This window comes from Frigoribacterium sp. PvP032 (genome assembly GCF_017833035.1).
Lineage (GTDB): Bacteria > Actinomycetota > Actinomycetes > Actinomycetales > Microbacteriaceae > Frigoribacterium.
The window spans coordinates 340,300-366,225 of record NZ_JAFIBM010000001.1 but is presented as its reverse complement, the minus strand read 5'-3'; the positions used below and the strand labels follow the sequence as shown (position 1 = coordinate 366,225).

Genomic DNA, 25,926 nt, shown 5'->3' with positions numbered 1-25,926 from the left:
GTACGCGGGGCGGGGGCGGGCAGCGAAGGAGGCGCCGCCTCCTACCCGGGGAGCCGCCCTGCCAGCAGGGCGTACAGCAGCGGCACCGCGGAGGCGGCCATCAGCACCGTGCCGAGCACGTCGCCGTCGGAGCGCAGCACGGCACCCGCGATGAGCAGCCCGCCGAACAGGACGGCGGCCAGCACGCGCCGGGCGGTGCGCTCGATCCGGCCGAGCTGCCGCTCGATGCGGGGGCTGCCGACCTCGAGCGTGCCGTCCTCGAGGCGGCCGACGAGGTGGTCGAGCCGGCCGGGCAGGCGGGCGGCGACGCCGACCGCGTCGGCCGCGCGGCGTGCGACGTCCTGCACGGCGTTGCCGCGCTCGTCGCGGACGAGCCGGGCGGCGTAGGGCTCGACCGAGTCCCAGAGGTTGAAGACGGGGTCGAGGGCGCTGGCCACGCCGGAGGTGAGGGTCACCGCCCGCAGGACGAGCAGGAAGTCCTCGGGCAGCTGGAACGGCAACGACCGGATCAGGTCGCCGAACTGCCCGGCGAACTCGCGGTACTCGCGGGGGTCGACCTCGCGCAGCTCCGCGAAGCCCATGCCGCCGAAGCGGGCGAAGGTCGCGGTCACGGCCCGCTCGAGGCCGACGGTGTCGGCGGTGGGCAGCAGCACCCCGAGGTCGCGCATGGCGTTCACCATGCCGCTGCCGTCGCGCGACGCGGCCGCGATGAGCAGCTGACGGAGGCCGTTCCGGGTACCGGTGGGCACCTCCCCCATCATCCCGAAGTCGATGAAGGTGAGGCGCCAGGGGCGCTCGCCCTCGGCTGCCTCCACGGGCGTGACGAAGATGTTGCCGGGGTGCGGGTCGGCGTGGAAGAAGCCGTTGCCGAAGAGCTGGTCGAACATCACCGCGGCGAAGACGGGGGCGACCTCGGCCGGGTCGATGCCGGCGGCGCGCAGGCCCTCGGCGTCGGTGATCTTGATCGCGGAGACGTCCTCGAGCACGAGCACGCGGCGGGTGGAGCGCTCCCAGACGACGTCGGGGACGCCGACCCGGTCGTCGTCGGCGAAGTCCGCGGCGAAGCGGGCCGAGTTGGCGGCCTCGTGCAGGTAGTCGATCTCCTCCAGGCTGGTGCGGGCGAACTCCTCGACCAGCGCGGGCGCGTCGACGCGGTCGTAGACGAGCCGGACGTGGCTCAGCCAGCCGCCCACCTTGCGGAGCGCGGCGAGGTCAACGTCGACGATGCGGTCGATGCCGGGGCGCTGCACCTTGAGCACCACGTCGCGGAGACCGGTGTCGGCCGAGTCGACCGGACCGAGCACGGCTCGGTGCGCCTGGCCGAGGGAGGCGGCCGCGATCGGCTCGGGGGACACGGAGGCGAACACCCGGTCGAGGGGCATGCCCAGCTCGGCCTCGGCGAGCGCCCGGATCTCGGGGAAGGGCACGGGCGTGACCTCGTCCTGCAGCCCCTCCAGCTCCTTCGTGATCTCGGGCGGGAGCACGTCGAGGCGCGACGACAGGTACTGTCCGACCTTGATCATCAGGCCGCCGAGGTCGAGCGCGAGCCCGTGGAAGCCACGGGCGAAGCGCTGCATCCGCCGGGCACGCGTGCGCTCGGCGACCCAGCGCAGGCCGAACCGGGGCAGCACGAGCTCGAACCACCACGTCACCGCGAGGTGGCGGGACGCGAACCGCAGGATGCGGCGGTAGCGGGCGCGACCGGCCCGGTCACGAACCGCGGGGTCGCGGTCCGCGGGGCCGCGGTCTCCTGCCGCGGAGCTGGCCTCGTCGGGACGGGGCGACGCCACCCGCGTCAGTCTCGAGCGAGGATCGAGTAGATGCGCCGACGTGCCTCGTCGAGGACCGCCACCGCCTCGTCGACCTGCGCGGAGGTGCCGGTGCGGCCGATCTGGGCGGTCGCGCGGGCGAGCTCGACACCGACCTTGGGCAGGGCGGTGCGACGGTCGCCGGAGGAGCGCGGGGCGGCCCACGGGTCGGAGGGATCGACGCCGGCGGCGGCGCGGCCCGAGTCGGTGAGCGACCAGACCTTGCGGCCGTCGGTCTCCTCGGCGACGATCAGGCCCTCGTCGGCGAGCAGCTGCAGGGTCGGGTAGACGGAGCCGGCGCTCGGCTTCCAGTCGCCGCCGCTGCGCTCGTCGATCTCGTGGATGATCTGGTAGCCGTGCATCGGCCGCTCACCGAGCAGGGCGAGGATCGCCGCGCGGACCTCGCCGCGCGGCGCACGGGCGCCGTCACGACGGTCGAAGGTGGAGCGGAGCTGGTCCATGGCCTGCCACATCCCGTCGAGGTCCATGCCGAAGGTGCCGGGTGTGCGCGAGGTGCCCATGATGATCTCCTGTCGAGGGTCGAGCGATGCCCGAACGATATACCTCGGGCCTCGGCGGGAGCGGGGCTGGCGCCCAGGGTCGGCGGGCGTGCGCCTCCCGCGCGCGTCTGCGCCGCGTCCGTGCGCCGACTGGTCGGTTCCGGTCGTCGCCGATGCCGTGAGCGACCGCAACTGACCACTCGGCGCCCACCTCCCGCGGGCTGGACGTGAGCGAGCGGTCAGCGCGGCAGGATCACCGCGAGCTGACGGCGCACGTCGGCGACGATCTCCGCGTCGGGGACGGACTCGTCGACCGCCGACGACATCGCGAGCATCATGACCGCCGACACCGCGTGCGCGAGCGCGGCCGCGTCGGAGGGCGTCGCCGAGGTGAGGCGCTCGACGATCCCGGCCACCGCCTCCTCGGTGCGGGCCACGATCGTGAGCGCCTCGGCGTGGTGCGGCTCCGTCGCGTCGCCGAACACCATCTCGCGGAGGTAGGTGCGGCCGTTCTCGACCTGGGCCCGGTTGCAGTGCACGATCGGCTCGAGGACGGCGACGACCGCGTCGAGCGCCGTCGAGGCGGCCGAGGAGGCGCGGATCCCGTCGTCGAGGGCGCGCGCGTACGCCGCGTTCTGCGCCAGCAGCAGCAGCTCGCCCTTCGTGCGGGCGTAGAGGAACAGCGTGCCGGCGCCCACGTCGGCCGCCTCGGCGATCTGCTGCGTCGTCACCTCGTCGACCCCGTGCCGGGAGAACAGGTCGGACGCGGCGCGCGTGATGCGCTCGAGCTTCTCCTGTTTGTTGCGCTCGCGCCGGCCGAGCGACGGGGCGGACGACGACATGGGTTCTCCTCGGATGCACGCTGGTCGGAATAGAAACTGACTAAACTCAATTATGACATGAGTCAGCTACGACGACCCGGTCTCGGGTCGCCTCATCCTCGCACCACCCTCGGAAGGAACACCCATGACCGACATCACCGGCTCCGTCGTCCTCGTCACCGGAGCGAACGGGGGCATCGGCACGCGCTTCGTCGAGGCCGCCCTCGCCCGCGGCGCCGCCAAGGTCTACGCCACGGCCCGCACCCCGCGCACCTGGGACGACGAGCGCGTCGTGCCCCTGACGCTCGACGTGACCGACGCCTCCTCGATCGCCGCGGTCGTCGAGGCCGCGCCCGACGTGACCGTCCTGGTGAACAACGCCGGGGCGAACGCCCCCACGCCGGGCATCCTCAGCCACACCGACGACGAGATCCGCGCGAACGTCGAGACCAACTTCCTCGGGCCGCTGTTCCTCGCTCGGGCCTACGCGCCCCTCCTCTCGGCCCACGGGGGCGGCACGGCGATCATCGACATCCACTCCGCCCTCTCCTGGTACGCCGTCGCCGGCATCTACTCGGCGACGAAGGCCGCGCTCTGGTCGGCGACCAACTCGCTGCGCCTCGAGCTGCAGCCCGCAGGCGTGCAGGTCGTCGGCGTGCACGTCGGGTACGTCGACACCGCCATGGCCGCGGGCGTCACCGACGCGAAGACCGACCCCGCCGCCCTCGTCTCCGACGTCCTCGACGCTCTCGAGGCCGGCGAGTACGAGGTGCTCGCGGACGAGACCTCGCGTCAGGTGCGGGCCGCGCTGTCGGCACCGCTCGAGGCTCTGTACCCGCAGCTCGCGAAGGGCTGATGCAGGAAGCCGGGGGGCTCGGGTCCTGAGTCGTGCGCGATTCAGGACTGCGAGTCCCCCCGGTGCGCGGATCAGGACGGATCTTCCTGAATGAGGAGAGGGGCGGGAGGCGCGGGGCGGGCCGGCGGAGGAGAGATGGGGGAGAGCAGGAGGCGGGTGCAGGGCCGGGTGGCCTAGACTGCGGTCCAACAGTTCGTCAGGCCACGCTCTCTGTGGTCGGCGCGACCACGCCAGTGGACGCAACGGACGCCTCCGCCGAAACCCACACGGGCGGCGAGGCGGATCGCCACGTGGTCGATCTCGACGGCACTCGACAGCGAGCCGCCGCACGAGACCTGAGCCTCCTTCGCCGGTCCCGCCACAGCGGGCCGGGCAGCCCGCCGCGCGGGCCGACGCCGGCAGAACACCGACACCTCCGTGCGGGCACACCTCGCGCGACTCCCCCACAGAAAGCGGCCAAGCATGCCGAACGTAGCGACCAAGCACTCCCTCGACCTCAAGAAGCCCCAGCCCCTGAAGCGCGGCGCGCTGCGCGTCACCCCGCTCGGCGGCCTCGGCGACGTCGGCCGCAACATGACCCTCTTCGAGCACAAGGGCAAGCTCGTCGTCGTCGACTGCGGCGTGCTCTTCCCCGAAGAGACGCAGCCCGGCATCGACGTGATCCTGCCCGACTTCACGCCGCTGCGCGATCGCCTCAAGGACGTCGAGGCCATCGTGCTGACGCACGGCCACGAGGACCACATCGGAGGCGTGCCCTACCTCCTCAAGGAGCGCCCCGACATCCCCCTGGTCGGCTCGAAGCTCACCCTCGCCTTCATCACGGCGAAGCTGCAGGAGCACAAGATCACGCCGATCACCCACGAGGTCGCCGCGGGCGACCACCACCAGGCCGGCCCGTTCGACCTCGAGTTCGTGGCCGTGAACCACTCCATCCCCGACGGCCTCGCCGTCGCGCTCCGCACGAGCGCCGGTCTCGTGCTGCACACGGGCGACTTCAAGATGGACCAGTTCCCGATGGACAAGCGGATCACCGACCTCAACCACTTCGCCCGCCTTGGCGACGAGGGCGTCGACCTGTTCATGACCGACTCGACCAACGCCGAGGTCCCCGGCTTCACCACCGCCGAGAAGGACCTGGGCGCCGCGATCGACCGCGTCTTCCGCGAGGCGCCGAAGCGCATCGTCGTCTCGAGCTTCGCCAGCCACGTGCACCGCATCCAGCAGGTGCTCGACACCGCCCACAAGCACGGCCGCAAGGTCGCCTTCGTCGGCCGCTCGATGGTCCGCAACATGGGCATCGCCTCCGACCTCGGCTACCTGAACATCCCCAAGGGCCTGGTCGTCGACCTCAAGCAGCTCAGCAAGATGCAGGACAACAAGATCGTCCTGATCTGCACCGGCTCGCAGGGCGAGCCGATGGCGGCCCTGTCGCGCATGGCCAACCGCGAGCACATCATCAAGGTCGGCGAGGGCGACACGATCCTCCTCGCGAGCTCGCTCATCCCCGGCAACGAGAACGCGATCTACGGCGTCATCAACAGCCTGATCCGCTGGGGCGCGACCGTCGTCCACAAGGGCAACGCGAAGGTGCACGTCTCCGGCCACGCCAGCGCCGGCGAGCTGACCTACTGCTACAACATCGTCAAGCCCAAGAACGTGCTGCCCGTGCACGGCGAGTGGCGCCACCTCACGGCCAACGCCGACCTCGCCATCGCCACCGGCGTCGCCGAGGACAGGGTGCTCGTCGTCGAGGACGGCGTGGTCGTCGACCTCGACCGCGGCCGCGCCAGCATCGCCGGGCGCATCCCCGCTCCCTACGTCTTCGTCGACGGCGCCACGATCGGCGTCGCCACCGAGGACGCCCTCAAGGACAGGCTGTCGCTCGCCGAGGAGGGCCACATCACGGTGCTCGGCATCTTCGACCTCGCGACGCAGAAGCTGGTCGAGCCCGTCGAGTTCATCCCGCGCGGCTTCGTCGAGGCCGTCGGCTGGGAGGACCAGGCCGAGGACGTCGCGGCCAAGGCCCTCGAGCAGGCCACCGCTCGCGGCCACGTCGACGGCGAGGCCGCCGAGCGCGCCATCGAGGACGGCCTGAGCCGCTGGTTCTTCCGTCGCCACCGCCGTACGCCCGTCATCACGACGGTCGTCATCGACGCCGACTGACCCCGGCTCCGGCCTAGCCGGCGACACGACGAGAAGCGCCCTCCGCGACCACGCGGAGGGCGCTTTCCGTCGTCTCAGCGCCAGAGCACGCACTCCGCAGCGGCTGGCCCGGCCCCACACCCTCCGAACCTGCGCACACCCGCGGGCGCGAGCGCGGGTGTGCGCGGGTTCCGAGGGTGCGGACGGACGCCGGCGGGCGGCAGCCGCAGCCGCAGCGCAGCGCAGCGCGGCGCGCACAGGCGCAGGAGGCGCGGGGCGCGTACTGATGGAGGACCCACGTCGTGTGGGGACCCACGTCAGGAGCCCCCATGCCCACAGTCCTCGTCGCCGGAGCGACCGGCGACCTCGGTCGCCGCGTCGTCCGCGAGCTGCTCGCCAGGGGCGCCGACGTCCGCGTGCTCACCCGCCCCGCGAGCAGCGCGACCGACCGCCTGTTCGCCGGGACGGAGGGCGTGGTCGTGACCCGCGCCTCCTACGGGGACCCCGCGGCGCTGCGCGGCGCGGTCCGCGGCGTCGACGTCGTCGTGTCGACGGTCAGCGGGGTGCGCGACGTGATCGTCGACGCGCAGACGGCGCTGCTCGAGGCGGCGGTCGCCGAGGGCGTGCCGCGCTTCGTCCCGTCCGACTACTCGGCCGACTACCGGTCCCTGCCGCCGCGGTCGAACCGGAACCTCGAGTTCCGGCGGGAGTTCGCGGGCGTGCTCGACGCCTCCCCGATCCGCGCCTCGTCCGTGCTGAACGGCGCGTTCGCCGACATGCTCACCGGGCAGGCGCCCATCGTGCTGGCCGACCGCAAGCTCGTGCTGTTCTGGTCGGACGCCGACCAGGTGCTCGACTTCACCTCGAAGGACGACACCGCCGCCGTCACGGCCGCCGTCGCGCTCGACGCCTCGGCTCCGCGCTACGTCGAGGTGGCCGGCGACCGCGTCACCGCCCGCGAGCTCGCCCGCACGATGTCGTCGCTGACAGGCGAGTCGTTCCGTGTGCAGTGGGCCGGCACGACGGGCCTGCTCTCGGCGATGAGCAAGGGCATGCGCCGGTTCTCGCGCGAGACCGACGAGGCGTTCCCCGCCTGGCAGGGCATGCAGTACCTCGTGAGCATGTACAGCGGCGACGGCCAGCTGCGGCGCGTCGACAACGACCGCTGGGGCGAGGGCCGCGAGTGGACGTCGACCCGCGACGTCCTCGCCGCGCACGTCGCGTCCCGCGCCTGATCGGACCCGGCCCGGCCCGGCCCCTCGCCGGCCGTCGGTGAACCGGCACGAACTGCTGCTCGCAGGACGATGGCGAGCGCTTCGTGGCGGTTCACGACACGCACCTCGGGGCCTATTGCTGGAAGGTCAGGACGTCGTCGGTGCCGATGTTCATCGTGTAGCTGACGGTGAAGGGGACGTCTTCGTCGATCGTGTAGCGGCCCCCGTCGAAGAGCGACTGCGCGTCGACGACGAGGTGCGCCGTGCCCGCTGCGTCGGTGACGAGCCACTGGCCCGAGACGGTGCCGGGCTGCACGTCCACCTGCGGGTAGGCGACGATGCTCCACGCCGGCTCGCCCGTGACGCGGTCGTCGACCTGCCGTCCGAAGGGGCAGCCCGCGGGCAGCAGCACCGGCTGCGTCACGCAGTCGGTGTCGAGCATCGTGTCGAGCTGCTCCTGCAGCACCTGCGAGAAGGAGGCGCGGGCCACGGTCGCGACGCTGGCCGAGGAGGTGCCTCCCGCGCTGATCACCGTCACCCCGACGGTCGGCGCCTCGAGGTAGGCGCTCTCGTGCGAGAGCACGAAACGCGAGGGCGCCAGCACCTCGAAGCGCGTCGCGACGTCGCCGCTCTCGGTGGTCACGAGACGGCCGTCGACCGTGAAGCGCGGGTCGTTCATCGGCGTGACGTCGAGGGTCGCGGTCGGGGTCTGCGCGAAGCTCCAGGCACGGAAGAAGCCGAAGCGCGTGCCGGCCTGCTGCACGACGAACTGCGACTGGCCGGGCGTGCCGTCGAGCGTGTACGAGAGCGTCACGGTGCGGGTGCCGTCGCCGAGGTCGAGCTCGCTCTCCTCCTGCACGTCGGCGAGGCCGCCGAGCGAGGGCACGGTGAGCAGGGCGTCCTCGAGCTCGCCCGTCGGCTCGATGCCGGCGAGGGTGAGCGCGCTGGCGGTGTCGCCGCGGTCGATGGCGTCGAGGTAGCCGCGCGCGAAGCCGCCGGCGCTGTACACGGTCGCGTTCAGCGCCACGACGGTCACGGCGAACCCGATGACCACGAAGAGCGCGGCGCCGCCCCAGATGGCGACGAAGGGCCACCACGACGACGGTCGCCTCCTCTCCCCCACGGACGAAGACATGTCCACAGCATAGGTCGGCCGAGGTCACGATCCGCCGTGCAGCCGAGGAGGCGCGGGTAGGTTGGGTGTTCCGCCTCCCCCCGCCCGAAAGGTCCGTGCCGCCCGTGTCCGTCGCCCTCTCCGCCGAGCAGCAGGCCGTGTTCGACGCCATCGAGGACACGAAGGAGCACATCTTCGTCACCGGCCGGGCCGGCACCGGCAAGTCGACCCTGCTCAACCACCTGTCGTGGAACACGTCGAAGCAGGTCGTCATCTGCGCGCCGACCGGCGTCGCCGCCCTCAACGTCGGCGGGCAGACGATCCACTCGCTCTTCCGGCTGTCGATCGGTCTGATCGCCGACCACGACATCGAGCAGAAGAGCGAGCTGCGCAAGCTGCTGAACACGATCGACACCCTCGTGATCGACGAGGTCTCGATGGTCAACGCCGACCTGATGGACGCGATCGACCGCTCGCTGCGCCAGGCCCGCCAGCGTCGGTCCGAACCGTTCGGCGGCGTGCAGGTCGTCCTCTTCGGCGACCCGTACCAGCTGCCCCCGGTGCCCGGCGACGCCGAGGAGCGGGCATACTTCCGTGACAACTACCGGTCGATGTGGTTCTTCGACGCGCACGTCTGGCAAGAAGCCTCGCTGCGCATCTACGAGCTGGCGTTCATCCACCGGCAGACCGAGGGCGACTTCAAGGAGATGCTCAACGCCGTCCGCCACGGCCGCGTCACCGCCGAGATCGCCGGCGCGCTGAACGGGGCCGGTGCACGACCCGCGCCGACCGACGGCACCGCCATCACGCTCGCGACCCGCAACGACACCGTGACCCGCATCAACAAGGTCGAGCTCGAGCGGCTGCCCGGGCGCGTGCTGACGGCCAAGGCCGAGGTCAGCGGCGAGTTCGGCGGGCGCACCTTCCCCGCCGACGAGGCGCTCGAGCTGAAGCGCGGGGCCCGCGTGATGTTCCTCCGCAACGACCCTGACCAGCGCTGGGTCAACGGCACCACCGGCACCGTCACGAAGGTGCGCGACACCGTCTTCGTCGAGGTCGACGGCGAGGAGCACGAGGTGCAGCCCGCCGTGTGGGAGAAGTTCGCGTACTCGTGGTCGGCGTCGACCAAGCAGCTCCGCAAGGACGTGGTGGCCGAGTTCACCCAGTTCCCGCTGCGACTGGCCTGGGCCGTGACGATCCACAAGTCGCAGGGCAAGACCTACGACAGCGCCATCGTCGACCTGGGCACTCGCGTCTTCAGCGCCGGGCAGACCTACGTCGCGCTCAGCCGCATCACCGCCCTCAACGGGCTGTACCTGACCCGGCCGCTGCGGCCCGCGGACATCATCGTCGACCTCGACGTGCGGCGGTTCATGAGCCAGGCGACGCGCGTGCCCGCGATCCGTGCGGCGGAGGACGCGGCTGCGGGCGGCGCGGAGGGCGCGGGCGCGGCGGGCGCGGACGCCGGCGGAGCGGGCGGCGCGGGCGGCGCGGCCGGGGCGGCCGCCGCGCCCGCTGCGGCGGCGGACGCCGCCAGCTGAGGGCCGCGGCGCGAGCCGCACCGCGTTCCGTGCACCGCACCAGGACTAGACGCGGTGCACTGCACGAGACTCGGTGCGGTGCGGTGCACATCGTCGACGCGGCGACTGGGTGCGGGTGCACGAGAGCTCCGGGGTGCCGCAGGCGGCAGGAGGGGCCGCGGCGGCAGCCGCTCCGCACCTCCCACGCGGGTGCTCTGGCATGATCGGGGGATGACCACGACGACTCCTGCCGCCTACGAGCCCACGATCCGCGAGTCGCCGAACCGCGCGGCCGCACTGACGATCGGCACGATCGTCCTCCTCGTCGGCGCCTGCGCCTTCCTCGCGGAGAACATGGGCTCGTTCTTCGACACGACCGGAGCGGCGTTCGGATTCCTCAACGTCAACCCCGCGCTCGTCGTCATCTGGGTGCTCTCGGGCGCGGCGCTGCTGATCGCGGGCGCCTCCGGCAGTGCCCCTGCCCGCACGATCAACGCCGCCGTCGGCCTGCTCTTCGTGGTGCTGGGCGTCGCCGGGTTCCTCGTTCGGGACACCGAGGTCAACTTCCTGGCGCTCAACCTGGGCGACGACATCCTGCACCTGGTCGCCGGCGCCGTGCTGCTGCTCACCGCGATCGGTGCGGAGCGCCGCCGCCGCCGCTGAGCCGCCGCGCTGCCGCCGCCGCTGAGCCGCCGCGCTGCCGCCGCCGCCGCCGCTGCCGTGCGGCATCGCACCGCGTTTCGTGCACTGCACCGGGTCCAGACCCGGTGCAGTGTTCGTTTCCCGGTGCAGTGCGCTGCCGCGCACCGCGGGCCTAGATCGGTGGGGAGAAGGGACGGGGACGGCGCGGGCCCACGCCTCCTGCCTCCCTTCTCGCCTACAGAGCCCCGCTGGCCCTCCGGCCCGGCGGGCGCAGCCGCCGCCAGGCCGAGCCGCCGGGGCGGCGCCGCGCCCGCGCTGACATGATCGGGGGATGGAACCGACTCCCCGCCGTCGCGTCGTCGTCGCGATCAACCCGTCCGCGTCCGCCGGCAGCGGGCGGAGCGTCGGCGACGCCGTGGTCGACGCCCTCCGCGCGGCGGGCCACGACGTCGTGCCGCTCCGCGAGCCCACCGTCGAGGCCCTCGCCGCGGCCGCTCGGGCCCAGGTGCTGACCCTCCCCCACGCGCTGGTCGTCGTGGGCGGCGACGGCGTCGTCAACCTCGGCGTCGGGCTCGTCGTGGGGGTGCCGGTCGCGCTGGGGATCGTGCCGACCGGCACCGGCAACGACATGGCCCGCACCCTCGGGATCCCGCACGACGACCCCGAGGCGGCGACGCGCCTCCTCGTCTCGCTGCTCGACCGGCCGCCCCTCGTGATCGACGCGGGCAGGGTGACGCGCGGCGACGAGTCCACCTGGTTCGGCTGCATCGTCTCGGCGGGCTTCGACGCGGTCGTCAACGAGCGGACCAACGCACTCCGCTGGCCGAAGGGGCGGCGACGCTACGACCTCGCGCTGCTGATCGAGCTGCTCCGCCTGCGGCCGCTGTCGTACCGGCTCGAGCTCGACGGCGCAGCCCGCGAGGTGCAGGGCACGCTCGTCACGGTCGGCAACGGACGCTCGTTCGGCGGGGGCATGACCGTGCTGCCCGACGCGCGCCTCGACGACGGCCTGCTCGACGTGCTGATCGTGGAGCGGCTGGGGCGGCTGCAGTTCCTGCGGCTGTTCCTCAAGGTCGCCAAGGGCACGCACCTCGCCGACCCGCGGGTGCACGTGCACCGGGTGCGCAAGGTCGTCATCGAGTCGGAGGACGGCATCATCGCCTACGCCGACGGCGAGCGGGTCGGGCCGCTGCCCGTCACGGTCGAGGTCGCCCCCGGCGTGCTGCACGTCATCGCGCCGGCCTCCTCGGCCTCCGCCTGAGGGCGCGCCTCGCACCTGACACCTCTTGCCTGAGGGCGCGCCTCGCACCGCCCCTCCTCTTCCTCCCGTCCCGGCCGGCAGGTCGAGGGGAACCAGATCGGACCACTCGGCACGCCCGACCCCGACCTCCTCGGCAGGGAACAGACGAGAGGCCCCGGACAGACGAGAGGCCCCGGATCGACCGTCGCCCGTGAGGGGAGGTAGATCCGGGGCCTCTCGTGAGGGCCGAGGAGGCGTCAGCCGCGCAGGCGGGCCGCCCTGCGACGAGCGCGGAGCAGCAGCACGGCGCCGAGGGCGACGAGTCCGCCGGCGAGGGGCAGGGCCCAGGCGGCAAGCTCCGAGCCGGTGTAGGCGAGGCCGTCGCTGGTCGTGCCGGCTGCGGTCGACGTGCCCGCGCCTCCTGCGCCTGCACCGTTCCCGGCACCGGCACCCGCACCCGGCGCACCCGCGCCCGGAGCACCGGCGCCGTCGCCCGGCGCGACGACGGGCGGCTGCACCACGACGGGCGGGTCGACCGGCGGCACGACGACGGGCGGCTCGACCGCCGCGGGCACCGTGATCGCGAACAGCGTCGTCGTGCCCGAGACCTCGTTGCCGACGGCGAGCATGGGCTCACCGGTCGCCGAGTCGGCGGCGGGGATGAACGCGAGCCCCTCCGGCCCGAGGTCGCCCGCGGCCGAGAGCGCGGCAGGAGAGGCGTCGGCCGGCGGCGCCGTGAAGTCCCTGTCGTTGACGTAGGCGACGAAGGAGGCGGCGGTCGGCACGGTCACGTCGTAGACGGCGATCCCGCCCACGCGCTCGAAGCCGATGAAGGCGTAGGTGCGTCCGTCGATCTCGCCCAGGGCGACGCCCTCCGGCTCGGGGCCCTTGTCGTCGCTGCGTCCGTCGAGGTTCGACTCGGTGTGGTTCGAGTTGAAGAAGTCGGGAGCGGCGGCCGCGGTGATCTCCTCGAAGTCGGAGCCCGAGTCGAAGACCTGCTGGCCGTTGGCTTCCAGGATGCTGAACGACCGCGACCCGAACGTGTACAGCGTCTCGTAGCAGGAACCGTCGGCGCTGAGGCCGTTCGCCGTGGTGACGTTGAGGCGGCCCAGGGCGGCGGGCGCCAGCGACCCGGCGGCGGGCGACGTGGCGCAGACCGGCGGGACGCCGCCGCGGCCGAGCGCGCTGACGCGGGACACCTCGCTGTAGCCGTCCCAGTCGCGCGAGTCGCCCTCGTTCGCGGTGACGACGTAGGTCGAGCCGCCGACCTCGTAGCTCGCGATCGTGTCGGGCATCAGGTAGCCCTCGACGCCGGCCCAGGTGTCGATCGCGATCGCCGGGCCGCCGTCGGCACCGTCGCGGTCGGACGGGTCGAACGGCACGACCGAACGGTCGACGGTGCCGAGCGGGACGACGTCGGTGACGGTCGCCGCGGCGACGTCGACGATCGCGAGGGCGTTCGCCTCCTGCAGCGACACCCACGCGGTGGCGCCGTCGGCCGAGAACGTCGCGTACTCGGGCTCGAGGTTCTCGGAGACGGGGAACGTCAGGGGCGACTCGGGCGTGACCGTGCCGGCGTCCTCGCGGCCGCCGAAGATCCGCACCTCGGGGTCGAGCACCGAGCTGCCGCCCGCCTCGAAGTCGTGGAAGTCGGCCGTGCTCACCGCGGACTGCGCGGGCGCGGCGACGGTGGCGGGCACGGCGACGAGGCTGATCGTGCCCTCGGGGTCGACCGAGTAGTCCTCGGCGGGCTCCCCCTCGTTCGCGACGATCACCCGGGTGCCGTCGGGGCTGAAGGCGACCATGTCGGGCAGCGAGCCGACGCGCACGGCGCCCAGGGCGCCTCCGTCGCCCGCGGCGTCGAAGAAGACGACCCAGCCGAGGTCGGTCTTGTCGTCGGACTCGACCGCGACGGCGCCGAGGCCGTCGGCACGCACGGAGACCGAGTTGGCGACTGCACCCGCGGGGACGACCGAGCCGTCGGCGGCGACGACTCCCGTGGTCTGCACCGTGAAGCCGGCCGAGACGGGCGCCGCGGGCGTGCCGACGTCGAGGACCTCGACGACGGCCTCCGCCGCGTTGACGACGAGGAGGCGGTGCAGCGTCGTGCCGGAGGCGTCCCGCGCCGGGCCGGTCCAGTGCTCGACGATCTCGGCCGCGCTGGCGTCGAAGGTGCCGGTCTCGTACGAGCCGACCGGCTGCAGGTCGAAGGCCTCCTGGTCGGCGAAGACCTGGACCGGGGCAGCGACGACGGCCGCGCTCGCGGGTGCCGCGAGGCCGATCAGGCCGGCGGCGGCGAGGGCCGCGGTGCCGCTGAGCGCGACGGCGCCGAGCGGCCGCCGGACACGGGGGGCGCGCGGATCGCTCGCGGTGCTGGACGTGGGGCGGGAGGCCGGGCGGCGTGCGCGCATGCGGGAAGTCTCTCTGGTGCGGTCGGGCGTCGGGACGCCACGACCATATGCACGACACGTGCCGCGGAGATGGCCGCCGGGTTAACGGCTGGGGCGGTCGCCGTCCTGGTCCGGCGCGACGCTGCCGAGCTCGGCGACGCCGAACTGCTCGGTCTCGAGGTCGACGACGTCGGTGCCCTGCGGCACGGCGACGGGCGACGGGCCGGCCAGCGCAGCGGTACGAGCCATGAGGTCGGCGACGATGCGCTCGTCCCTGATCTCGTCGCCCCTGGCCTCGTCCACGGTCAGCGCGTCGGAGGTCAGCATCTGGCTCGCGGGCCCGATGAGGACGGTGAAGAGCCGAGGTGAGCCGCCGGCGTCCACGGCCGGGACCTCGATCGAGTCCGACCGCCCCTTCATCGCGAGGGCCTGCGCGTAGGCCATGACCGCGTCGGCGATGTCGTCGCCGGTGACCAGGTGGTCCTCGGCGTAGCTGATGCGCTTCATGGGGCTCTTCCGGCTCTCGGGGCGAGCGTCCCACGGTACGCGCACCGCACCTCCTGCGACCTGGTCGGGATCCCGGCGGGCCGGGCGCAGCCGGGTGCGGCCGGGTCAGGCTCGGTGCAGCGTCTCGCGCGGGTACTCGCCGAAGCGCTGCACGTAGGAGGCGGAGAAACGTCCCAGGTGCGCGAACGCCCACCGCTGGGCCACCTCGGCGACCGTCACGGTGTCCGCCCTGCCCTCGACGAGCTCGTCCCGCACGCGGTCGAGCCGAACGGCGCGCAGGTACTCGGACGGGGTCGTGTCGAGGTGCCGGCTGAACGCCTGCTGCAGCCCGCGCGGCGTCAGGCCGGCGTGCTTCGCGACGCCGCTCGGGGTGATCGGCTCGTGTGCGCGGCCGTGCACGTACTCGACCGCCTGTCGGAGGGACGCGTTCCGCGGCGCCAGCACCTCCTCGGGGAGGCGCCGGGACGTGTGCGGGAACGTGTCGAGCAGGATCATCGCCGCGTAGCGCGCCGTCTCGGCCCGCACCGCGTCGTCGGACGAGTCGTCGAGGTAGGCCCGCGCGATGCGGCGCAGGGCGGCGTTGAAGCGGGCGCGGCCCTCGTCGTCGATCACGGCCGTGTGGTCGAAGCGCACGGAGCCCGGGTAGGCGTCCTCGCGTGCGGACGCGACCTCGTCGAGGACGCTGTCGGAGAGGTGCAGCAGGTTCTGCTCGACGTCGGTCATCCGGAACGAGAAGGGCCGGGCGTGCGGGAACGGCACGGGCTGCCCGATCTCGGGCACGACCTCGTCGCGCCCGATGTCCATCACGGCCGAGCCGCGCCCGAGCCACTGGACGATCCGCTCGCCCCTGGGCTGGATGGTGCCGGTGACGTCGCCGGAGAAGTGCGTCGTGCGGATCGTCAGCTCGCCGTCGCCGCGCGTCGTGTGCCGCCAGTGGAAGACGCCGCCGCTCTCGGCGAAGCGGAGCCCGCCCACCTCGCCGTAGCCCGAGCCGAAGAACCGGGCGGCCCCGGCGAGGTCGTCGCCCTGCGCCTCCACCAGGACTCGGCGTCGGGGGTCGGCGGACATCCCTCTGATCTTGGCGGGCCGCCGGGGCCGGGACAAGTCGCGAGGAGGGGGTTGACGAGAGGACGGGGGACGTGCTGTGGCGGAGGCGGCTCGTCAAGTCGTTCGGCAGGTCGCGCTCGTCGGGTCGCTCGTCGGGTCGCTCGTCGGGTGTGCGAGTAGCGTCGCGCCCATGAGCGACCTCGACGACATCGACCTGACCACCCTCCGCGGCGAGCACACCCGCTTCGGCGCCTTCACCGACAAGGTGGTGCTCGTCGTGAACGTGGCGTCGCGCTGCGGGCTCGCTCCGCAGTACGAGAAGCTCGAGCAGCTGCAGAAGACCTACGGCGAGCGCGGCTTCACCGTCGTCGGGTTCCCCAGCAACCAGTTCCTGCAGGAGCTCGGCTCGTCGGAGGCCATCGACGAGTACTGCTCGGCGACGTGGGGCGTGACGTTCCCGATGATGGAGAAGGTGCGCGTCAACGGACGCTCCGAGCACCCGCTCTACACGGAGCTGAAGAAGACCGCCGACGCCGAGGGCAAGGCCGGCAAGGTGAAGTGGAACTTCGAGAAGTTCGTCGTCACGCCGTCGGGCGACGTGCACCGCTTCCGGCCGACGACCGAGCCCGACGACCCCGCGATCGTCGGCGTGATCGAGGCGGCGCTGCCGCAGCAGGCCTAGGCGACGCGGAAGCGGCCGCGGCCGCGGCTACGCGAGCAGGTCGTGCGCGAGGTAGCCGGCGTAGCCGCCGCGGGTCCGGCCGACCTGGCGGCCCGACGTGAGGACCTCCCCGGCCTCCGACGCGACGACGACCGCCCCGGCGGCGCGGGCGCGGGCGACGAGCTCGACGTCCTCGTGCAGGTCGAGGTCGCCGAAGCCGCCGGCGGCGTCGTAGACCGTCGCGCGCAGGCCGAGGTTGGCGCCGTGCACGTGCCCGTTCGGGCGACCGGGGGTGTGCCGCGACAGCCAGGCCGCGACCTGGGCGTCCGACAGGTCGGCGAAGTCGGGGCGCACCGTCCCCACGACCACGTCGGCGCCCTCGCGGTCGGCGAGGTCGAGCTGCGACGTCAGCCACGCGGGCGGGACGGCCGAGTCCGCGTCCGTCGCGGCCAGCCAGACGGCGTCGGGGGCGACGCCGAGCTCGGCGAGCCGGGCGAAGGCGACCCTGGCGCCCTCCGAGCGGGCGGCACCGACGGAGCGGAGGCGGGTCTCGACCACCGTCACGTCCGGCACGGCGGCCGCGATCGCGGCCGTGTCGTCCGAGCAGTCGTCGGCGACGACGACCGTGACGACCCGCACCTCCTCGTCTCGGGCCTGCCCTGCCGCTGCGGCCGGGCTGCCAGCGGCCGGGCTGCCAGCTGCCGGGCTGCCGGCTGCCGGGCTGCCTGCTGCGACACGACCGGCCAGCAGGAGGCGCGCCTCCCGGATCGAGGCCAGGCACCGCGCGATCAGCTCGGCCTCGTCGCGCGCGGGGACGACGACCGCGACGCCCGCGATCCGCGGCGGGGTCGTGCGCTGCGGGGTCGTGCGCTGCGCGGTCATCGGAGGCCCGTCCGGGTCGCGACCGAGCGGGGGTCGCGCGAGAGGACGTCGAGCAGGAAGTCCTCCTCGACGTGGCCGACCACGCGTGTCAGGCCGGCGCCCCTGGCCCAGGCGGCGAGCTGCTCGTGCACCTCGTCGCCTCCCTGCGCGAAGTCGTCGGCGCCGTGCCGCCAGTGGCAGGCGACGAGCGAGCCGCCGGGCGCGAGCACCCGGTCGACGTCGGCGAGCAGCGTAGCGAGCGCCTCGGGCGCCAGGTAGTAGCCGACCTCGCCGAGCACGACCAGGTCGAGGGCGTCGTCGTCCTGGGCTAGGCCGGACGAGACGTCGGCGACCTCCACGCGCACGTGCGGGTGGGCGGCCAGGCGTTCGCGGGCACGCTCGACGGCGACCGACGACACGTCGACGGCCAGGACGGTGTCCGCACGGAGGGCCAGCTGCTCGGTCACGACGCCGATCGAGCAGCCGATCTCGAGCACACGGCCGAGTCGCTCGTCGGGCAGGGAGGCGAGCACGAGCGCGCGCTTGCGGCGCTCGTACCAGCGCGTCGTGACGCCCCACGGGTCGTCGCGGCGAGCGTGCGTCGCGTCGAACGAGGGCGCGAGCGTGTCGGCGGGCACGCGCTCAGGCGCAGGTGCGAGTGCGAGCGTGCTGTCCGTCGAGGGCGGGTCGGCTGCGTCGAGGGCGGGTTCCGCACGACCCGCCCTCGACGAAGACGACCCGCCCTCGAGGGAAACTGCGGGCGCGGGCGCGGGCGCAGGCGCAGGCGCGGGGTCGGGAGCGGGAGCGGGAGCGGGAGCCTCGACGAAGACCTCCGCGCCGCCGACGAAGTGCTCGACGAAGTCGGGCCGCAGCACGGCCTCGTCTCCGGGCCGGTCGCTAAGGGGCTGCACCTGCGACGAGTACCGGGCGAGCGCGCGCTGCTTCGCGAGGCCCGCCTCCTCGTCGCCGTCGACGCGCACGAGCGCGTCCCACGGCACGTCCGGGTGGTCGGGCCCGCCCCAGTGCCACATCCAGATCGGGTACTCGAGGAGGCGGGCGTCCGGCAGTGCGGACCCGTCGCCTCCCACGAGCTCCGCCGCGACCTCGCCGAGCACCCGGTGGTCGCGGTGCCCGTCGCCCCGCCACGGGGCGACGACGAGCACGGGCCGACGCTCGGCGAGCAGGTCGCCGAGCTGGCGGCGGACGTCGTCGCGGGCCTCACGAAGGGCTCCGTCGGCGACGCCCAGGGCGATGAGCTCGATCGCGGTGCCGGAGCCGGCGAGACCGGCGAGCTCGGAGGAACCGCCGAGCCCGGCCAGCTCGTCGAGCGCGGCCCGGGCCTCGGCCAGGCGCAGCTCGCGCAGCGACCCGGCAGACGTCGACGTCGAGCGCGGGTGCGACGCCGCCCCGTCGGTCACGACGACGACCGTCACGGCACGGCCGTGCCGCACGAGCTGCGCGATCAGGGAGCCGGCGCCCAGGGTCTCGTCGTCGGGGTGCGCGGCGAGGACGACCACAGGCCCGGAGGCGCCCACCAGGTCGAACGCGCCGGGCACGTCCGGCTCGGCGACGGCGGGCACGGTCGCTGGATCGAGGGGACGCGGTGCGGGCAGGGTCGCCCAGCGCGGGTCGGAGCGCCAGGTCGCCACGGAGGTGCCGGGCTCGCGGGCGTCGAAGCTCACCACGGGGCGATCCCGGCGGTGCCGGCGGTGGCAGCAGAGGCGACGGCCGCGTCGCGCACGGCTCCGCCGAGCGACGCGTCGTCCTTGAGGGCGTGCCGCTGCCGGAGGTACAGCTCGAGGTCGGCGACGCGCTTGGCGTGCTCCGGGTCCGAAGCGAGCGGCGCCGGGCCGAGCGCTCCCCCGACGGCGGCGAGCACGTCCTCGGCCGCGTAGGCGACCGTCGCGCGCGTCCTCTTCGCCAGGAGCCGCGCCTCCTGCCCGACGGCACGGCCGGAGTCGACGGCGACGGCCGCCTCCTCGAGTGCGCGACGCGCGTCGCCGAGACGCTCGTCGACGACGCCGAGCGCCCGCAGCAGCCACGGATCGGGCTCACGCGCGACGGCCGACCTCAGGAGGGCGCCGGCCACGCCGACCGCCCCGCCGTACCAGCAGGCGGCGACGGCGATGCCGCCCCACTCGAAGCCGGGGCGGCGGAGGTACCAGCCGGGCTCTCCGACAGGCGTCGCCGGCACGGCCTCGAACGCCACCGGCCCCGACGGGATCTCGACGAGCCCGCGCGCGTGCCAGGCGCCGGGCACGACCTCGACGCCGGCCTGGCGCAGGTCGACGGCGAACAGGCGACGCTCGTCGCCGACCCAGGCGGTCACGAGGGCGCCGTCGAGGACTCCCGCGAGCGAGCACCACGGCTTCGTGCCGCTGAGGGTCCAGGAGGCGCCGGCCGGCTCGCGAGCACCCGAGGCGCCCGCGTCGGCACCCGCGTCGGCCGACGGCTCGACCGGCTCCGCGACGAGCTTCGCGCCGGGCCCCTCGGCCGCGAACACTCCCCAGGTGAACCGCTCGGACGAGGAGGCGCGGGCCGGCAACGCGACCACGCCTGCCTCCCGCGCCTGGTCGAGGATCGCGACGGCGTCGAGGTGCGGCTCGACGGCCCTGGCCGCTCCGACGTCGTGGGCCGCGAGGGTGGCGAGGGCCAGCCACAGGTCGGCGGTGGAGCCTGCTCCGGGGACGGGCGCCGCACCTCCTCGGCTGGTCAGGTCGGCGGCGAGGGCGAGGGAGTCGGCGACCGTGCGCGGCAGGCGTGCGCGGACGACAGCCGTGGCCGACCGGGGATCGACCTCGTGCGAGAGGAGCATCTCTCGAATGTACGGCGCTGCCGTCGTCGCGGTTCACGGAGGCGCGACCCGACGCCGCTCCGTTCGCCGTGCGAGCGGCGTCCGCACCCTCGGGACCCGCGCAGACCCGCGCTCGCGCCGAGGGGTGTGCGCGGGTTCGCCGGGTGCGGAGCACGACGTGGGCGCACGGCGCGTCGCGGCGCAGCGCAGTGCAGCGCAGCGCTACAGCGTCAGGCGGCGCTCCACGAGCTGCGCGGCGACGTCGGCCAGCTTCAGCCGGTGGTCGCGGGCGTGGCGGCGGATCAGGACGAACGCCTCGTCCGTGGTCACGCCCCGCACGTGCGCCACGACGCCCTTGGCCTGCTCGATGACGACACGGGTGTCGAGGGCGCCCTGCAGCTGCTTCTGCACGACGGCGCTCTCGCGCAGGGTGCGTTCCTGCAGGATGCCGATCGTCGCGACGTCGGCGAGCGCCTGAGCGACCCGCACGTCGCGCTCGTTGAGGGCACCGACGGAGGTGCGGAGCAGGTTGAGGGTGCCGATGACGGTGCCGCGGAGGCGCAGCGGCACGGCGTGCACCGAGCGGAAGCCCTGCTGCCGGGCGACGCCCGCGAACTCGGGCCAGCGCGCCTCGTCGACGTCGACGTCGGGCAGCGAGACGGGCTCGGCGGTCGTGAAGCTCGTCCAGCAGGGGCCGGACCGGGCGTCGAGCTGCATGGTCTCGACGAGGGTGCTCGCCTCGCTGGTCGACGCGACGACCTCGAGGTCGCCCTCGTCGTCGGCCAGCAGGATGCCCGCCTCATCGACGTCGAGCACCCGCTGGCAGGTCTCGACGAGCGTCTGCAGCAGCTCGATGACGTCGAACCCGGCGACGAGGCTGTCGGCCAGGGCGGCGAAGGTGTCGACGAGCACGGCCTCGCGGCCGGCCTCCCCTGTGGCGTCGCGGCCGGCGTCGCTCATCGCTCCTCGATCCCGTCGGGCTCGGAGGAGAAGCGGAGCCGGCCCGAGAGCACGGCGTCGGCGACCTCACTCATCGGCACGCCCTCCGCGAAGGCGTGGCCCTGCAGCAGCAGCTCGGCGTCCTCGGCCGAGAGGTCGGCCTGGGCGAGCACCATGCCGGTCGCCTGGTGGATGCGACGCCGGGAGTACTTGTCGACCCGCACCTCCTCGGCCTGGTCGTCCGCCACGTCGCTGACCGCGCGCCGCAGCAGGTGGCGGCTGACCTGCCCGGCCAGGGCGGAGGCGCGGCGCGCGCTCTCGTCGGGGAGGTCGCCCGGGCGGTCGCACCAGAGCTCCATCGCGCCGAGGGCGAGGGGCCCGAGCAGCAGGGGGAACGCGTGCAGGGCCTCGACGGAGCCGTGTTCGAGCAGGGCCCGGGAGAAGGCCGGCCAGGTGCGACGCGGCGCGATCCTGAGGTTGGCCTCGAAGACGGGGCGGCGCTCGCTGACGGCGTCCCAGCAGGGCCCCTCGCCGAGGTCGAACTGCAGCTCGTCGAGCCGCGCCGCGACCGGGTCGCTCGCCGACACCGTCTCGGTGCGCAGCAGCCCGCCCATCGTCGCGACGGACACCCCCGACACGGGCAGGGCCGCGAGCAGGGAGCCCGCGAGGTCGCTGTCGTCCATGAGTGCGAGGCTACCTGCCTGGACGGGCACGGTGGGGGTCAGTGCGCCGGACGGACAGCGGCGGGCGCGGCAGCTGCCGCCGTCGCCGCCGCCGCTGCCGTCACCGTCGCCGTCAGAGCAGCACCGTGCTGCTGCGGAAGGACGCCGGTGCGTCGCCCACCTGCCACACGACGGTCAGCCCGCGTGGGGCCCCGTCGGTCGAGGCCGAGCCCACCGGGATCGTGAACTCCCTGCCCGAGCCGGCCGAGACGGGCTCGTCGACGGGCGTCTCGACCCCGTCGACGAAGGCGAAGAGGCCGGTCGGGTAGCCCACCGTGGACGGCCCCGTCGCGTCGGCCGAGGCCGGCGACGCGAACGAGAGGGAGGCCGGAGCCGAGTCGTCGAAGGAGGCGGCGCCCGCGTCGGACTGCACGTCCTCCGCCCCTGCGGCAGGGTTGGTCCACTCGTAGACGGAGTCGCCGGTCGACGGCACCCCGGCGTCGTCGATGCGGAGGCCCGCCGACGACTCGCGGACGACCCACGCGTCGGCCTCCGCGTCGGTCGTCGCGCTGACGACGGTGACGGCGCCCTCGAGGGCCTCGGCCTCGTCGAAGGTCGCACCGGCGAGCTGGCCGGCCGCCTCGGGCGTCACCGTGCCGTCGCGGCCGAAGGCGGACGTGAACTGCTGCTCGGACGGGTAGAAGGCCTGCGCCTCGGGCGTCAGCAGGGCCCAGGCGGCGGCCGCGTCCCCGGCCGCCGCGGCGTCGAGGTACTCGCGGACGAGCTCGACCGCCGGCGACGCGGTCGACGTCGCCGACTCGGACGGGACGGGATCGGGGGTGGACGTGACGGTCACCGTGGGGGCCGTGCCCTCCGCCTCCGCGGTGCCGGACGTGCAGCCGGCGGTGACGCCGAGCACGGCGACGGCGAGCGCCGCGCCGGTGAGGGCCGCGCGGGCGGAGGGCGTGCGGCTGGAGGGTGTGCGGGCAGGGGTCTTGGTGATGAGGGCTGCTCGTGTCGTTCTCATGGGGCGGACGGTAGGCGAGCCGGGCGGGGGCCGACCGCGACTCCCAGGGGACCGTGACCCGCGCCTCCTGCCGGGTCGTGACCCGCGCCTCCTGCCGGGTCGTGACCCGCGCCTCCTCGTGCCCGACCTCAGCGGAACGAAGCCGCGACCCCGTTGCGGTGGTAGTCGAACACGATGCTCGTGCGGGTCGAGGCGACCGACGGCTGGGCCGAGAGGTGGTCGACCACGAAGGTGCGAATCTCGCTCGAGTCGGCGACGGCGATGTGCACGATGAAGTCGTCGTGCCCGCCGAGGAAGAACACCTGCAGCACCTGGGGCAGGCTCCGCACCGCCTCCGAGAAGGCCGTGATCGCCGCCTGGCGCGACCCCGGCCGCAGCGTCACGCCGACGATCGCCTGCAGCGGCAGCCCGAGGCTCCGCTGGTCGATGCTCGTCAGGAACCCCGTCACGACCCCGCGGTCGATCAGCGACCGCAGCCGCACGTGCGCCGTCGAGGGCGCGATGCCGACCGCTGCGGCGAGCGCCGCGTTCGAGATGCGCGCGTCAGTGCCGAGCACGTCGAGGAGGCGCAGGTCGAGCTCGTCGAGCGGGCCGGAGGCGCGAAGATCGTTCGGCCCTGCACTTGCGGGGACGTCTTCTCTCGGGTCGGAGGGAGCCATGGGGGCATCCTCGCAGAAGATCCTTCGGTTGAAACAGGTCCGAAACGAACGATCGCCAGCATCGGGTCACACTGGATGAGCAGGGTCGCGACGAGGCGCCCCTGACGAAGATCGGAGCAGCCTTGCGCGTCGGAGTCCCCACCGAGATCAAGAACAACGAGAACCGGGTGGCGCTCACGCCTGCCGGGGCCGACGCCCTGGTGCGTCGCGGCCACGAGGTGCTCGTGCAGGCGGGCGCGGGCCTGGGCTCTCGCATCCACGACGACGACTTCGCCGCGGTCGGCGCGACGATCGTCGACACCGCCGACGAGGTCTGGTCCGGTGCCGACCTGCTGCTCAAGGTCAAGGAGCCCATCAGCTCCGAGCACCGGCACCTGCGCGCCGACCAGGTCGTCTTCACCTACCTGCACCTCGCGGCCGACAGGGCCCTGACGGAGGCGCTGGTCACGTCCGGCACGACCGCGATCGCCTACGAGACGGTGCAGCTGCCCGACCGCTCGCTGCCGCTGCTGCAGCCGATGAGCGAGGTGGCAGGGCGCCTGTCGATCACCGTCGGGGCGTACCACCTGATGCGCGCCTCCGGCGGTCGCGGCACCCTGCTCGGCGGCGTGCCCGGCACGCCCTCCGCGAAGGTCGTCGTGATCGGCGGCGGGGTCGCCGGCGAGCACGCGGCCGCGAACGCGCTCGGCCTGGGCGCCGACGTGACCGTGGTCGACCTGTCGCTGCCGCGCCTCCGTGCGCTCGAGACGCGGTTCGACGGCCGGGTCGCCACGCGGCACTCGTCGCCGTTCGAGATCGCCGCGCAGGTGCGCGAGGCGGACCTCGTGATCGGCTCCGTGCTGATCCCGGGCGCGGCGGCGCCGAAGCTCGTCACGGACGAGATGGTCGCGACGATGAAGCCGGGCGCCGTGCTCGTCGACATCGCGATCGACCAGGGCGGCTGCTTCGAGGGGTCGCGCCCGACCACCCACGACGACCCCACCTTCGCTGTGCACGACACCGTCTACTACTGCGTCGCCAACATGCCGGGCGCCGTGCCGGAGACGTCGACGCGGGCGCTGACCAACGCGACCCTGCCGTACGTCGTGGCGCTGGCCGACCAGGGGTGGGAGGCGGCCACGGCGGCGGACCCGGCCCTGGCCGCCGGGCTCAACGTGGTCGCGGGCGCGGTAGTCGCGCCGGGCGTCGCGGCCGCGCTCGGGATGCCGCTCGGGGCGCTGCCCGCGCGCCGCTGACGCTGCCCGCCCGCGCGGTGAGCGGGCCCCTCACACCATGAACCGAGTTCCGAACCATGAACTGCGATAAAACGCGGTTCATGGTTCGGAACGTGGTTCGAGGCACGCTGAGGCCGGCATCGAGAAGGCGCGGCTGGCGACACGCCGGGGCGGTTGCGCGAGCCGATCCGGCCTGCCTACACTCGCCTCCTGTTCGAACACGTGTTCGAGAGAGAGGCGGCCCCGATGAACATCTCCACCACCCGGTCGGCCGTCGCGCTCTGGTTCGTCGACGGCACGCCCGACCGGCTCGTGCACGACGGCACCCGCTGGCGCGTGACGGACACCCCGACCGAGATGTGGCACGAGCCGGCCTTCGTGCCCGCCCTGATCACGCACCCGCCGCAGCAGTTCGTGGGCTGGCGGTTCCAGGCAACCGACGGCGTCGGCACGACGCACATGTTCGAGGTGCTGCGCGACGACGCAGGGCAGTGGGTGCTCGGGCGCGTCTACGACTGAGGCCCGATCGCGGTCGAGCCGGCCGCCTGGTCAGGCCGCGTCGCGGGTCGAGCCCGGCGGCACGTCAGGCCGAGCCCGGAGTCACTCGAGGCGCTTGCGCTTCTCCACCTCGACCTCGAGGGCGCGCAGGCGAGCCTGCTGCTCGTGGAACTCGATCTCCCGGTCGAGGTCGGCGAGCTGCTCCTCGGTCGTCTTCTGCCGCGGTGCGGTCGGCTGCGACGACCACGATGAGGCGCGGCGCGAGCCCCCGGAGCCGAGCCGTTCCGCTCGGCGCGGGTCCCCGAACGAGAGCCCGCCGAGCGATCCCGCCCCGGACGACCCGCCCCCGCGGGCGGCGCTCCAGTCGTGGCCGACGATGAACCAGAGGGCGCTGCCGAGCAGCGGGACGAAGATCACGAGCAGCACCCACACGAGCTTGGGCAAGCCGCGCACCTGCGAGTCGTCGCGCGACACGATGTCGACGAGGGCGATGAGGCTGACGGCGAACATCGCCACGGTGAAGAGGACGTACACGGTCGGGAGCCTAGCGAGCGCCCATGCCCGGACGCGAGGGGTCGGCACACCCAGCACGGGGGTGACGGGCGCACGAGGCCTGCCTCCCCACAGCCTGTGGAGAACTGTGTGGAGAACTTGTGTCGTGAGGGACCGTTTCCGGGGATAACTACGGCGAACTGTGGATCGAGATGTGGAAATTACACGGGTGTAACTCACGGACACGGCCCTGATCTGGACTTTTGCCGACGGCCGGCCTGTGGACAACTGCACAGGGACAGGCGCCTCCTCCGTCCA

24 protein-coding genes are annotated in these 25,926 nt (G+C 73.7%); 9 read left to right on the top strand and 15 right to left on the bottom strand.

Features of this window, described 5'->3' with window-relative positions; all coding sequences use genetic code 11:
• Positions 1–41: 41 nt before the first annotated feature.
• The 3 genes from JOE35_RS01730 to JOE35_RS01720 all read right to left on the bottom strand — a co-directional run bounded on the left by JOE35_RS01730 (position 42) and on the right by JOE35_RS01720 (position 3,150).
• Complete coding sequence (locus JOE35_RS01730; RefSeq protein WP_209559541.1) at positions 42–1,790, bottom strand: AarF/ABC1/UbiB kinase family protein; 1,749 nt, start codon at positions 1,788–1,790, stop codon at positions 42–44.
• A 5-nt stretch (positions 1,791–1,795) separates the two neighbouring features.
• Positions 1,796–2,329, bottom strand: coding sequence for a PadR family transcriptional regulator (locus JOE35_RS01725; RefSeq protein ID WP_245186019.1), 534 nt, complete (start codon positions 2,327–2,329; stop codon positions 1,796–1,798).
• 218 nt (positions 2,330–2,547) lie between these two features.
• On the bottom strand, positions 2,548–3,150 hold the full coding sequence (locus tag JOE35_RS01720; protein ID WP_209559540.1) for a TetR/AcrR family transcriptional regulator: 603 nt from the start codon (positions 3,148–3,150) through the stop codon (positions 2,548–2,550).
• A gap of 124 nt (positions 3,151–3,274) precedes the next feature.
• On the opposite strand from JOE35_RS01720, the gene JOE35_RS01715 reads away from it, so the two are divergent.
• From JOE35_RS01715 to JOE35_RS01705, 3 genes are all read left to right on the top strand, one after another.
• Entirely contained in the window at positions 3,275–3,985 is a 711-nt protein-coding gene (locus JOE35_RS01715; protein WP_209559539.1) for an SDR family oxidoreductase, read from the top strand.
• 462 nt (positions 3,986–4,447) lie between these two features.
• Entirely contained in the window at positions 4,448–6,148 is a 1,701-nt protein-coding gene (locus tag JOE35_RS01710) for a ribonuclease J (protein ID WP_123548473.1), read from the top strand.
• A 308-nt stretch (positions 6,149–6,456) separates the two neighbouring features.
• Positions 6,457–7,362: an NmrA family NAD(P)-binding protein gene (locus JOE35_RS01705; protein ID WP_209559538.1), complete on the top strand. Its 906-nt coding sequence runs from the start codon at positions 6,457–6,459 to the stop codon at positions 7,360–7,362.
• 112 nt (positions 7,363–7,474) lie between these two features.
• Here the strand turns inward: JOE35_RS01705 and JOE35_RS01700 are convergent, their stop codons facing one another.
• Positions 7,475–8,476, bottom strand: a complete 1,002-nt coding sequence (locus JOE35_RS01700; protein WP_209559537.1) for a hypothetical protein — start codon at positions 8,474–8,476, stop codon at positions 7,475–7,477.
• A gap of 104 nt (positions 8,477–8,580) precedes the next feature.
• Here JOE35_RS01700 and JOE35_RS01695 point away from each other — a divergent pair, with 104 nt between their 5' ends.
• From JOE35_RS01695 to JOE35_RS01685, 3 genes are all read left to right on the top strand, one after another.
• Complete coding sequence (locus JOE35_RS01695) at positions 8,581–9,996, top strand: ATP-dependent RecD-like DNA helicase (RefSeq protein WP_209559536.1); 1,416 nt, start codon at positions 8,581–8,583, stop codon at positions 9,994–9,996.
• 210 nt (positions 9,997–10,206) lie between these two features.
• Complete coding sequence (locus JOE35_RS01690; protein WP_209559535.1) at positions 10,207–10,638, top strand: DUF4383 domain-containing protein; 432 nt, start codon at positions 10,207–10,209, stop codon at positions 10,636–10,638.
• 310 nt (positions 10,639–10,948) lie between these two features.
• Entirely contained in the window at positions 10,949–11,878 is a 930-nt protein-coding gene (locus JOE35_RS01685) for a diacylglycerol kinase family protein (protein WP_209559534.1), read from the top strand.
• 236 nt (positions 11,879–12,114) lie between these two features.
• Here the strand turns inward: JOE35_RS01685 and JOE35_RS01680 are convergent, their stop codons facing one another.
• From JOE35_RS01680 to JOE35_RS01670, 3 genes are all read right to left on the bottom strand, one after another.
• Entirely contained in the window at positions 12,115–14,268 is a 2,154-nt protein-coding gene (locus JOE35_RS01680) for a choice-of-anchor I family protein (protein ID WP_245186018.1), read from the bottom strand.
• An 81-nt stretch (positions 14,269–14,349) separates the two neighbouring features.
• Positions 14,350–14,754, bottom strand: a complete 405-nt coding sequence (locus JOE35_RS01675) for a hypothetical protein (protein ID WP_209559533.1) — start codon at positions 14,752–14,754, stop codon at positions 14,350–14,352.
• Between the two features lie 105 nt (positions 14,755–14,859).
• On the bottom strand, positions 14,860–15,822 hold the full coding sequence (locus tag JOE35_RS01670) for a helix-turn-helix transcriptional regulator (RefSeq protein WP_209559532.1): 963 nt from the start codon (positions 15,820–15,822) through the stop codon (positions 14,860–14,862).
• 169 nt (positions 15,823–15,991) lie between these two features.
• Between JOE35_RS01670 and JOE35_RS01665 the strand changes: the two genes are divergently transcribed.
• Positions 15,992–16,483 carry a glutathione peroxidase gene (locus tag JOE35_RS01665; RefSeq protein ID WP_209559531.1) on the top strand — a complete coding sequence of 164 codons (492 nt, stop codon included), beginning with the start codon at positions 15,992–15,994 and terminating at the stop codon, positions 16,481–16,483.
• Positions 16,484–16,510: 27 nt separating this feature from the next.
• On the opposite strand, the gene JOE35_RS01660 is transcribed toward JOE35_RS01665, so the two are convergent.
• From JOE35_RS01660 to JOE35_RS01630, 7 genes are all read right to left on the bottom strand, one after another.
• Positions 16,511–17,344, bottom strand: coding sequence for a glycosyltransferase family 2 protein (locus JOE35_RS01660; protein ID WP_209559530.1), 834 nt, complete (start codon positions 17,342–17,344; stop codon positions 16,511–16,513).
• Positions 17,341–19,008: a bifunctional PIG-L family deacetylase/class I SAM-dependent methyltransferase gene (locus JOE35_RS15405; RefSeq protein ID WP_307802894.1), complete on the bottom strand. Its 1,668-nt coding sequence runs from the start codon at positions 19,006–19,008 to the stop codon at positions 17,341–17,343. Before JOE35_RS15405 ends, JOE35_RS01660 begins: the two co-directional genes overlap by 4 nt.
• Entirely contained in the window at positions 19,002–20,138 is a 1,137-nt protein-coding gene (locus tag JOE35_RS01650; protein WP_209562124.1) for an acyl-CoA dehydrogenase, read from the bottom strand. Before JOE35_RS01650 ends, JOE35_RS15405 begins: the two co-directional genes overlap by 7 nt.
• A gap of 201 nt (positions 20,139–20,339) precedes the next feature.
• Entirely contained in the window at positions 20,340–21,077 is a 738-nt protein-coding gene (locus tag JOE35_RS01645) for a GAF and ANTAR domain-containing protein (RefSeq protein ID WP_209559529.1), read from the bottom strand.
• On the bottom strand, positions 21,074–21,739 hold the full coding sequence (locus JOE35_RS01640) for an ANTAR domain-containing protein (RefSeq protein ID WP_209559528.1): 666 nt from the start codon (positions 21,737–21,739) through the stop codon (positions 21,074–21,076). Before JOE35_RS01640 ends, JOE35_RS01645 begins: the two co-directional genes overlap by 4 nt.
• Before the next feature lie 112 nt (positions 21,740–21,851).
• Positions 21,852–22,745: a hypothetical protein gene (locus JOE35_RS01635; RefSeq protein ID WP_209559527.1), complete on the bottom strand. Its 894-nt coding sequence runs from the start codon at positions 22,743–22,745 to the stop codon at positions 21,852–21,854.
• Between the two features lie 128 nt (positions 22,746–22,873).
• Positions 22,874–23,404: an Lrp/AsnC family transcriptional regulator gene (locus JOE35_RS01630; RefSeq protein WP_209559526.1), complete on the bottom strand. Its 531-nt coding sequence runs from the start codon at positions 23,402–23,404 to the stop codon at positions 22,874–22,876.
• Between the two features lie 122 nt (positions 23,405–23,526).
• Here JOE35_RS01630 and ald point away from each other — a divergent pair, with 122 nt between their 5' ends.
• Both ald and JOE35_RS01620 read left to right on the top strand, forming a co-directional pair.
• Positions 23,527–24,639 (top strand): alanine dehydrogenase, encoded by a 1,113-nt coding sequence (gene ald, locus JOE35_RS01625; RefSeq protein ID WP_209559525.1) that lies wholly within the window; start codon positions 23,527–23,529, stop codon positions 24,637–24,639.
• A gap of 225 nt (positions 24,640–24,864) precedes the next feature.
• Positions 24,865–25,137 (top strand): hypothetical protein, encoded by a 273-nt coding sequence (locus JOE35_RS01620; protein ID WP_209559524.1) that lies wholly within the window; start codon positions 24,865–24,867, stop codon positions 25,135–25,137.
• A gap of 81 nt (positions 25,138–25,218) precedes the next feature.
• Here the strand turns inward: JOE35_RS01620 and JOE35_RS01615 are convergent, their stop codons facing one another.
• Positions 25,219–25,650 (bottom strand): PLD nuclease N-terminal domain-containing protein, encoded by a 432-nt coding sequence (locus JOE35_RS01615; RefSeq protein WP_209559523.1) that lies wholly within the window; start codon positions 25,648–25,650, stop codon positions 25,219–25,221.
• Positions 25,651–25,926: the final 276 nt, after the last annotated feature.

Coding starts and splice junctions, on each gene's coding strand:
- JOE35_RS01725 (WP_245186019.1), bottom strand. CDS start 2,329: ATGGGCACCTCGCGCACACCCGGCACCTTCGGCATGGACCTCGACGGG.
- JOE35_RS01720 (WP_209559540.1), bottom strand. CDS start 3,150: ATGTCGTCGTCCGCCCCGTCGCTCGGCCGGCGCGAGCGCAACAAACAG.
- JOE35_RS01715 (WP_209559539.1), top strand. CDS start 3,275: ATGACCGACATCACCGGCTCCGTCGTCCTCGTCACCGGAGCGAACGGG.
- JOE35_RS01710 (WP_123548473.1), top strand. CDS start 4,448: ATGCCGAACGTAGCGACCAAGCACTCCCTCGACCTCAAGAAGCCCCAG.
- JOE35_RS01705 (WP_209559538.1), top strand. CDS start 6,457: ATGCCCACAGTCCTCGTCGCCGGAGCGACCGGCGACCTCGGTCGCCGC.
- JOE35_RS01700 (WP_209559537.1), bottom strand. CDS start 8,476: ATGTCTTCGTCCGTGGGGGAGAGGAGGCGACCGTCGTCGTGGTGGCCC.
- JOE35_RS01690 (WP_209559535.1), top strand. CDS start 10,207: ATGACCACGACGACTCCTGCCGCCTACGAGCCCACGATCCGCGAGTCG.
- JOE35_RS01685 (WP_209559534.1), top strand. CDS start 10,949: ATGGAACCGACTCCCCGCCGTCGCGTCGTCGTCGCGATCAACCCGTCC.
- JOE35_RS01680 (WP_245186018.1), bottom strand. CDS start 14,268: ATGCGCGCACGCCGCCCGGCCTCCCGCCCCACGTCCAGCACCGCGAGC.
- JOE35_RS01675 (WP_209559533.1), bottom strand. CDS start 14,754: ATGAAGCGCATCAGCTACGCCGAGGACCACCTGGTCACCGGCGACGAC.
- JOE35_RS01670 (WP_209559532.1), bottom strand. CDS start 15,822: ATGTCCGCCGACCCCCGACGCCGAGTCCTGGTGGAGGCGCAGGGCGAC.
- JOE35_RS01665 (WP_209559531.1), top strand. CDS start 15,992: ATGAGCGACCTCGACGACATCGACCTGACCACCCTCCGCGGCGAGCAC.
- JOE35_RS01660 (WP_209559530.1), bottom strand. CDS start 17,344: ATGACCGCGCAGCGCACGACCCCGCAGCGCACGACCCCGCCGCGGATC.
- JOE35_RS01650 (WP_209562124.1), bottom strand. CDS start 20,138: ATGCTCCTCTCGCACGAGGTCGATCCCCGGTCGGCCACGGCTGTCGTC.
- JOE35_RS01645 (WP_209559529.1), bottom strand. CDS start 21,077: ATGAGCGACGCCGGCCGCGACGCCACAGGGGAGGCCGGCCGCGAGGCC.
- JOE35_RS01640 (WP_209559528.1), bottom strand. CDS start 21,739: ATGGACGACAGCGACCTCGCGGGCTCCCTGCTCGCGGCCCTGCCCGTG.
- JOE35_RS01635 (WP_209559527.1), bottom strand. CDS start 22,745: ATGAGAACGACACGAGCAGCCCTCATCACCAAGACCCCTGCCCGCACA.
- JOE35_RS01630 (WP_209559526.1), bottom strand. CDS start 23,404: ATGGCTCCCTCCGACCCGAGAGAAGACGTCCCCGCAAGTGCAGGGCCG.
- JOE35_RS01620 (WP_209559524.1), top strand. CDS start 24,865: ATGAACATCTCCACCACCCGGTCGGCCGTCGCGCTCTGGTTCGTCGAC.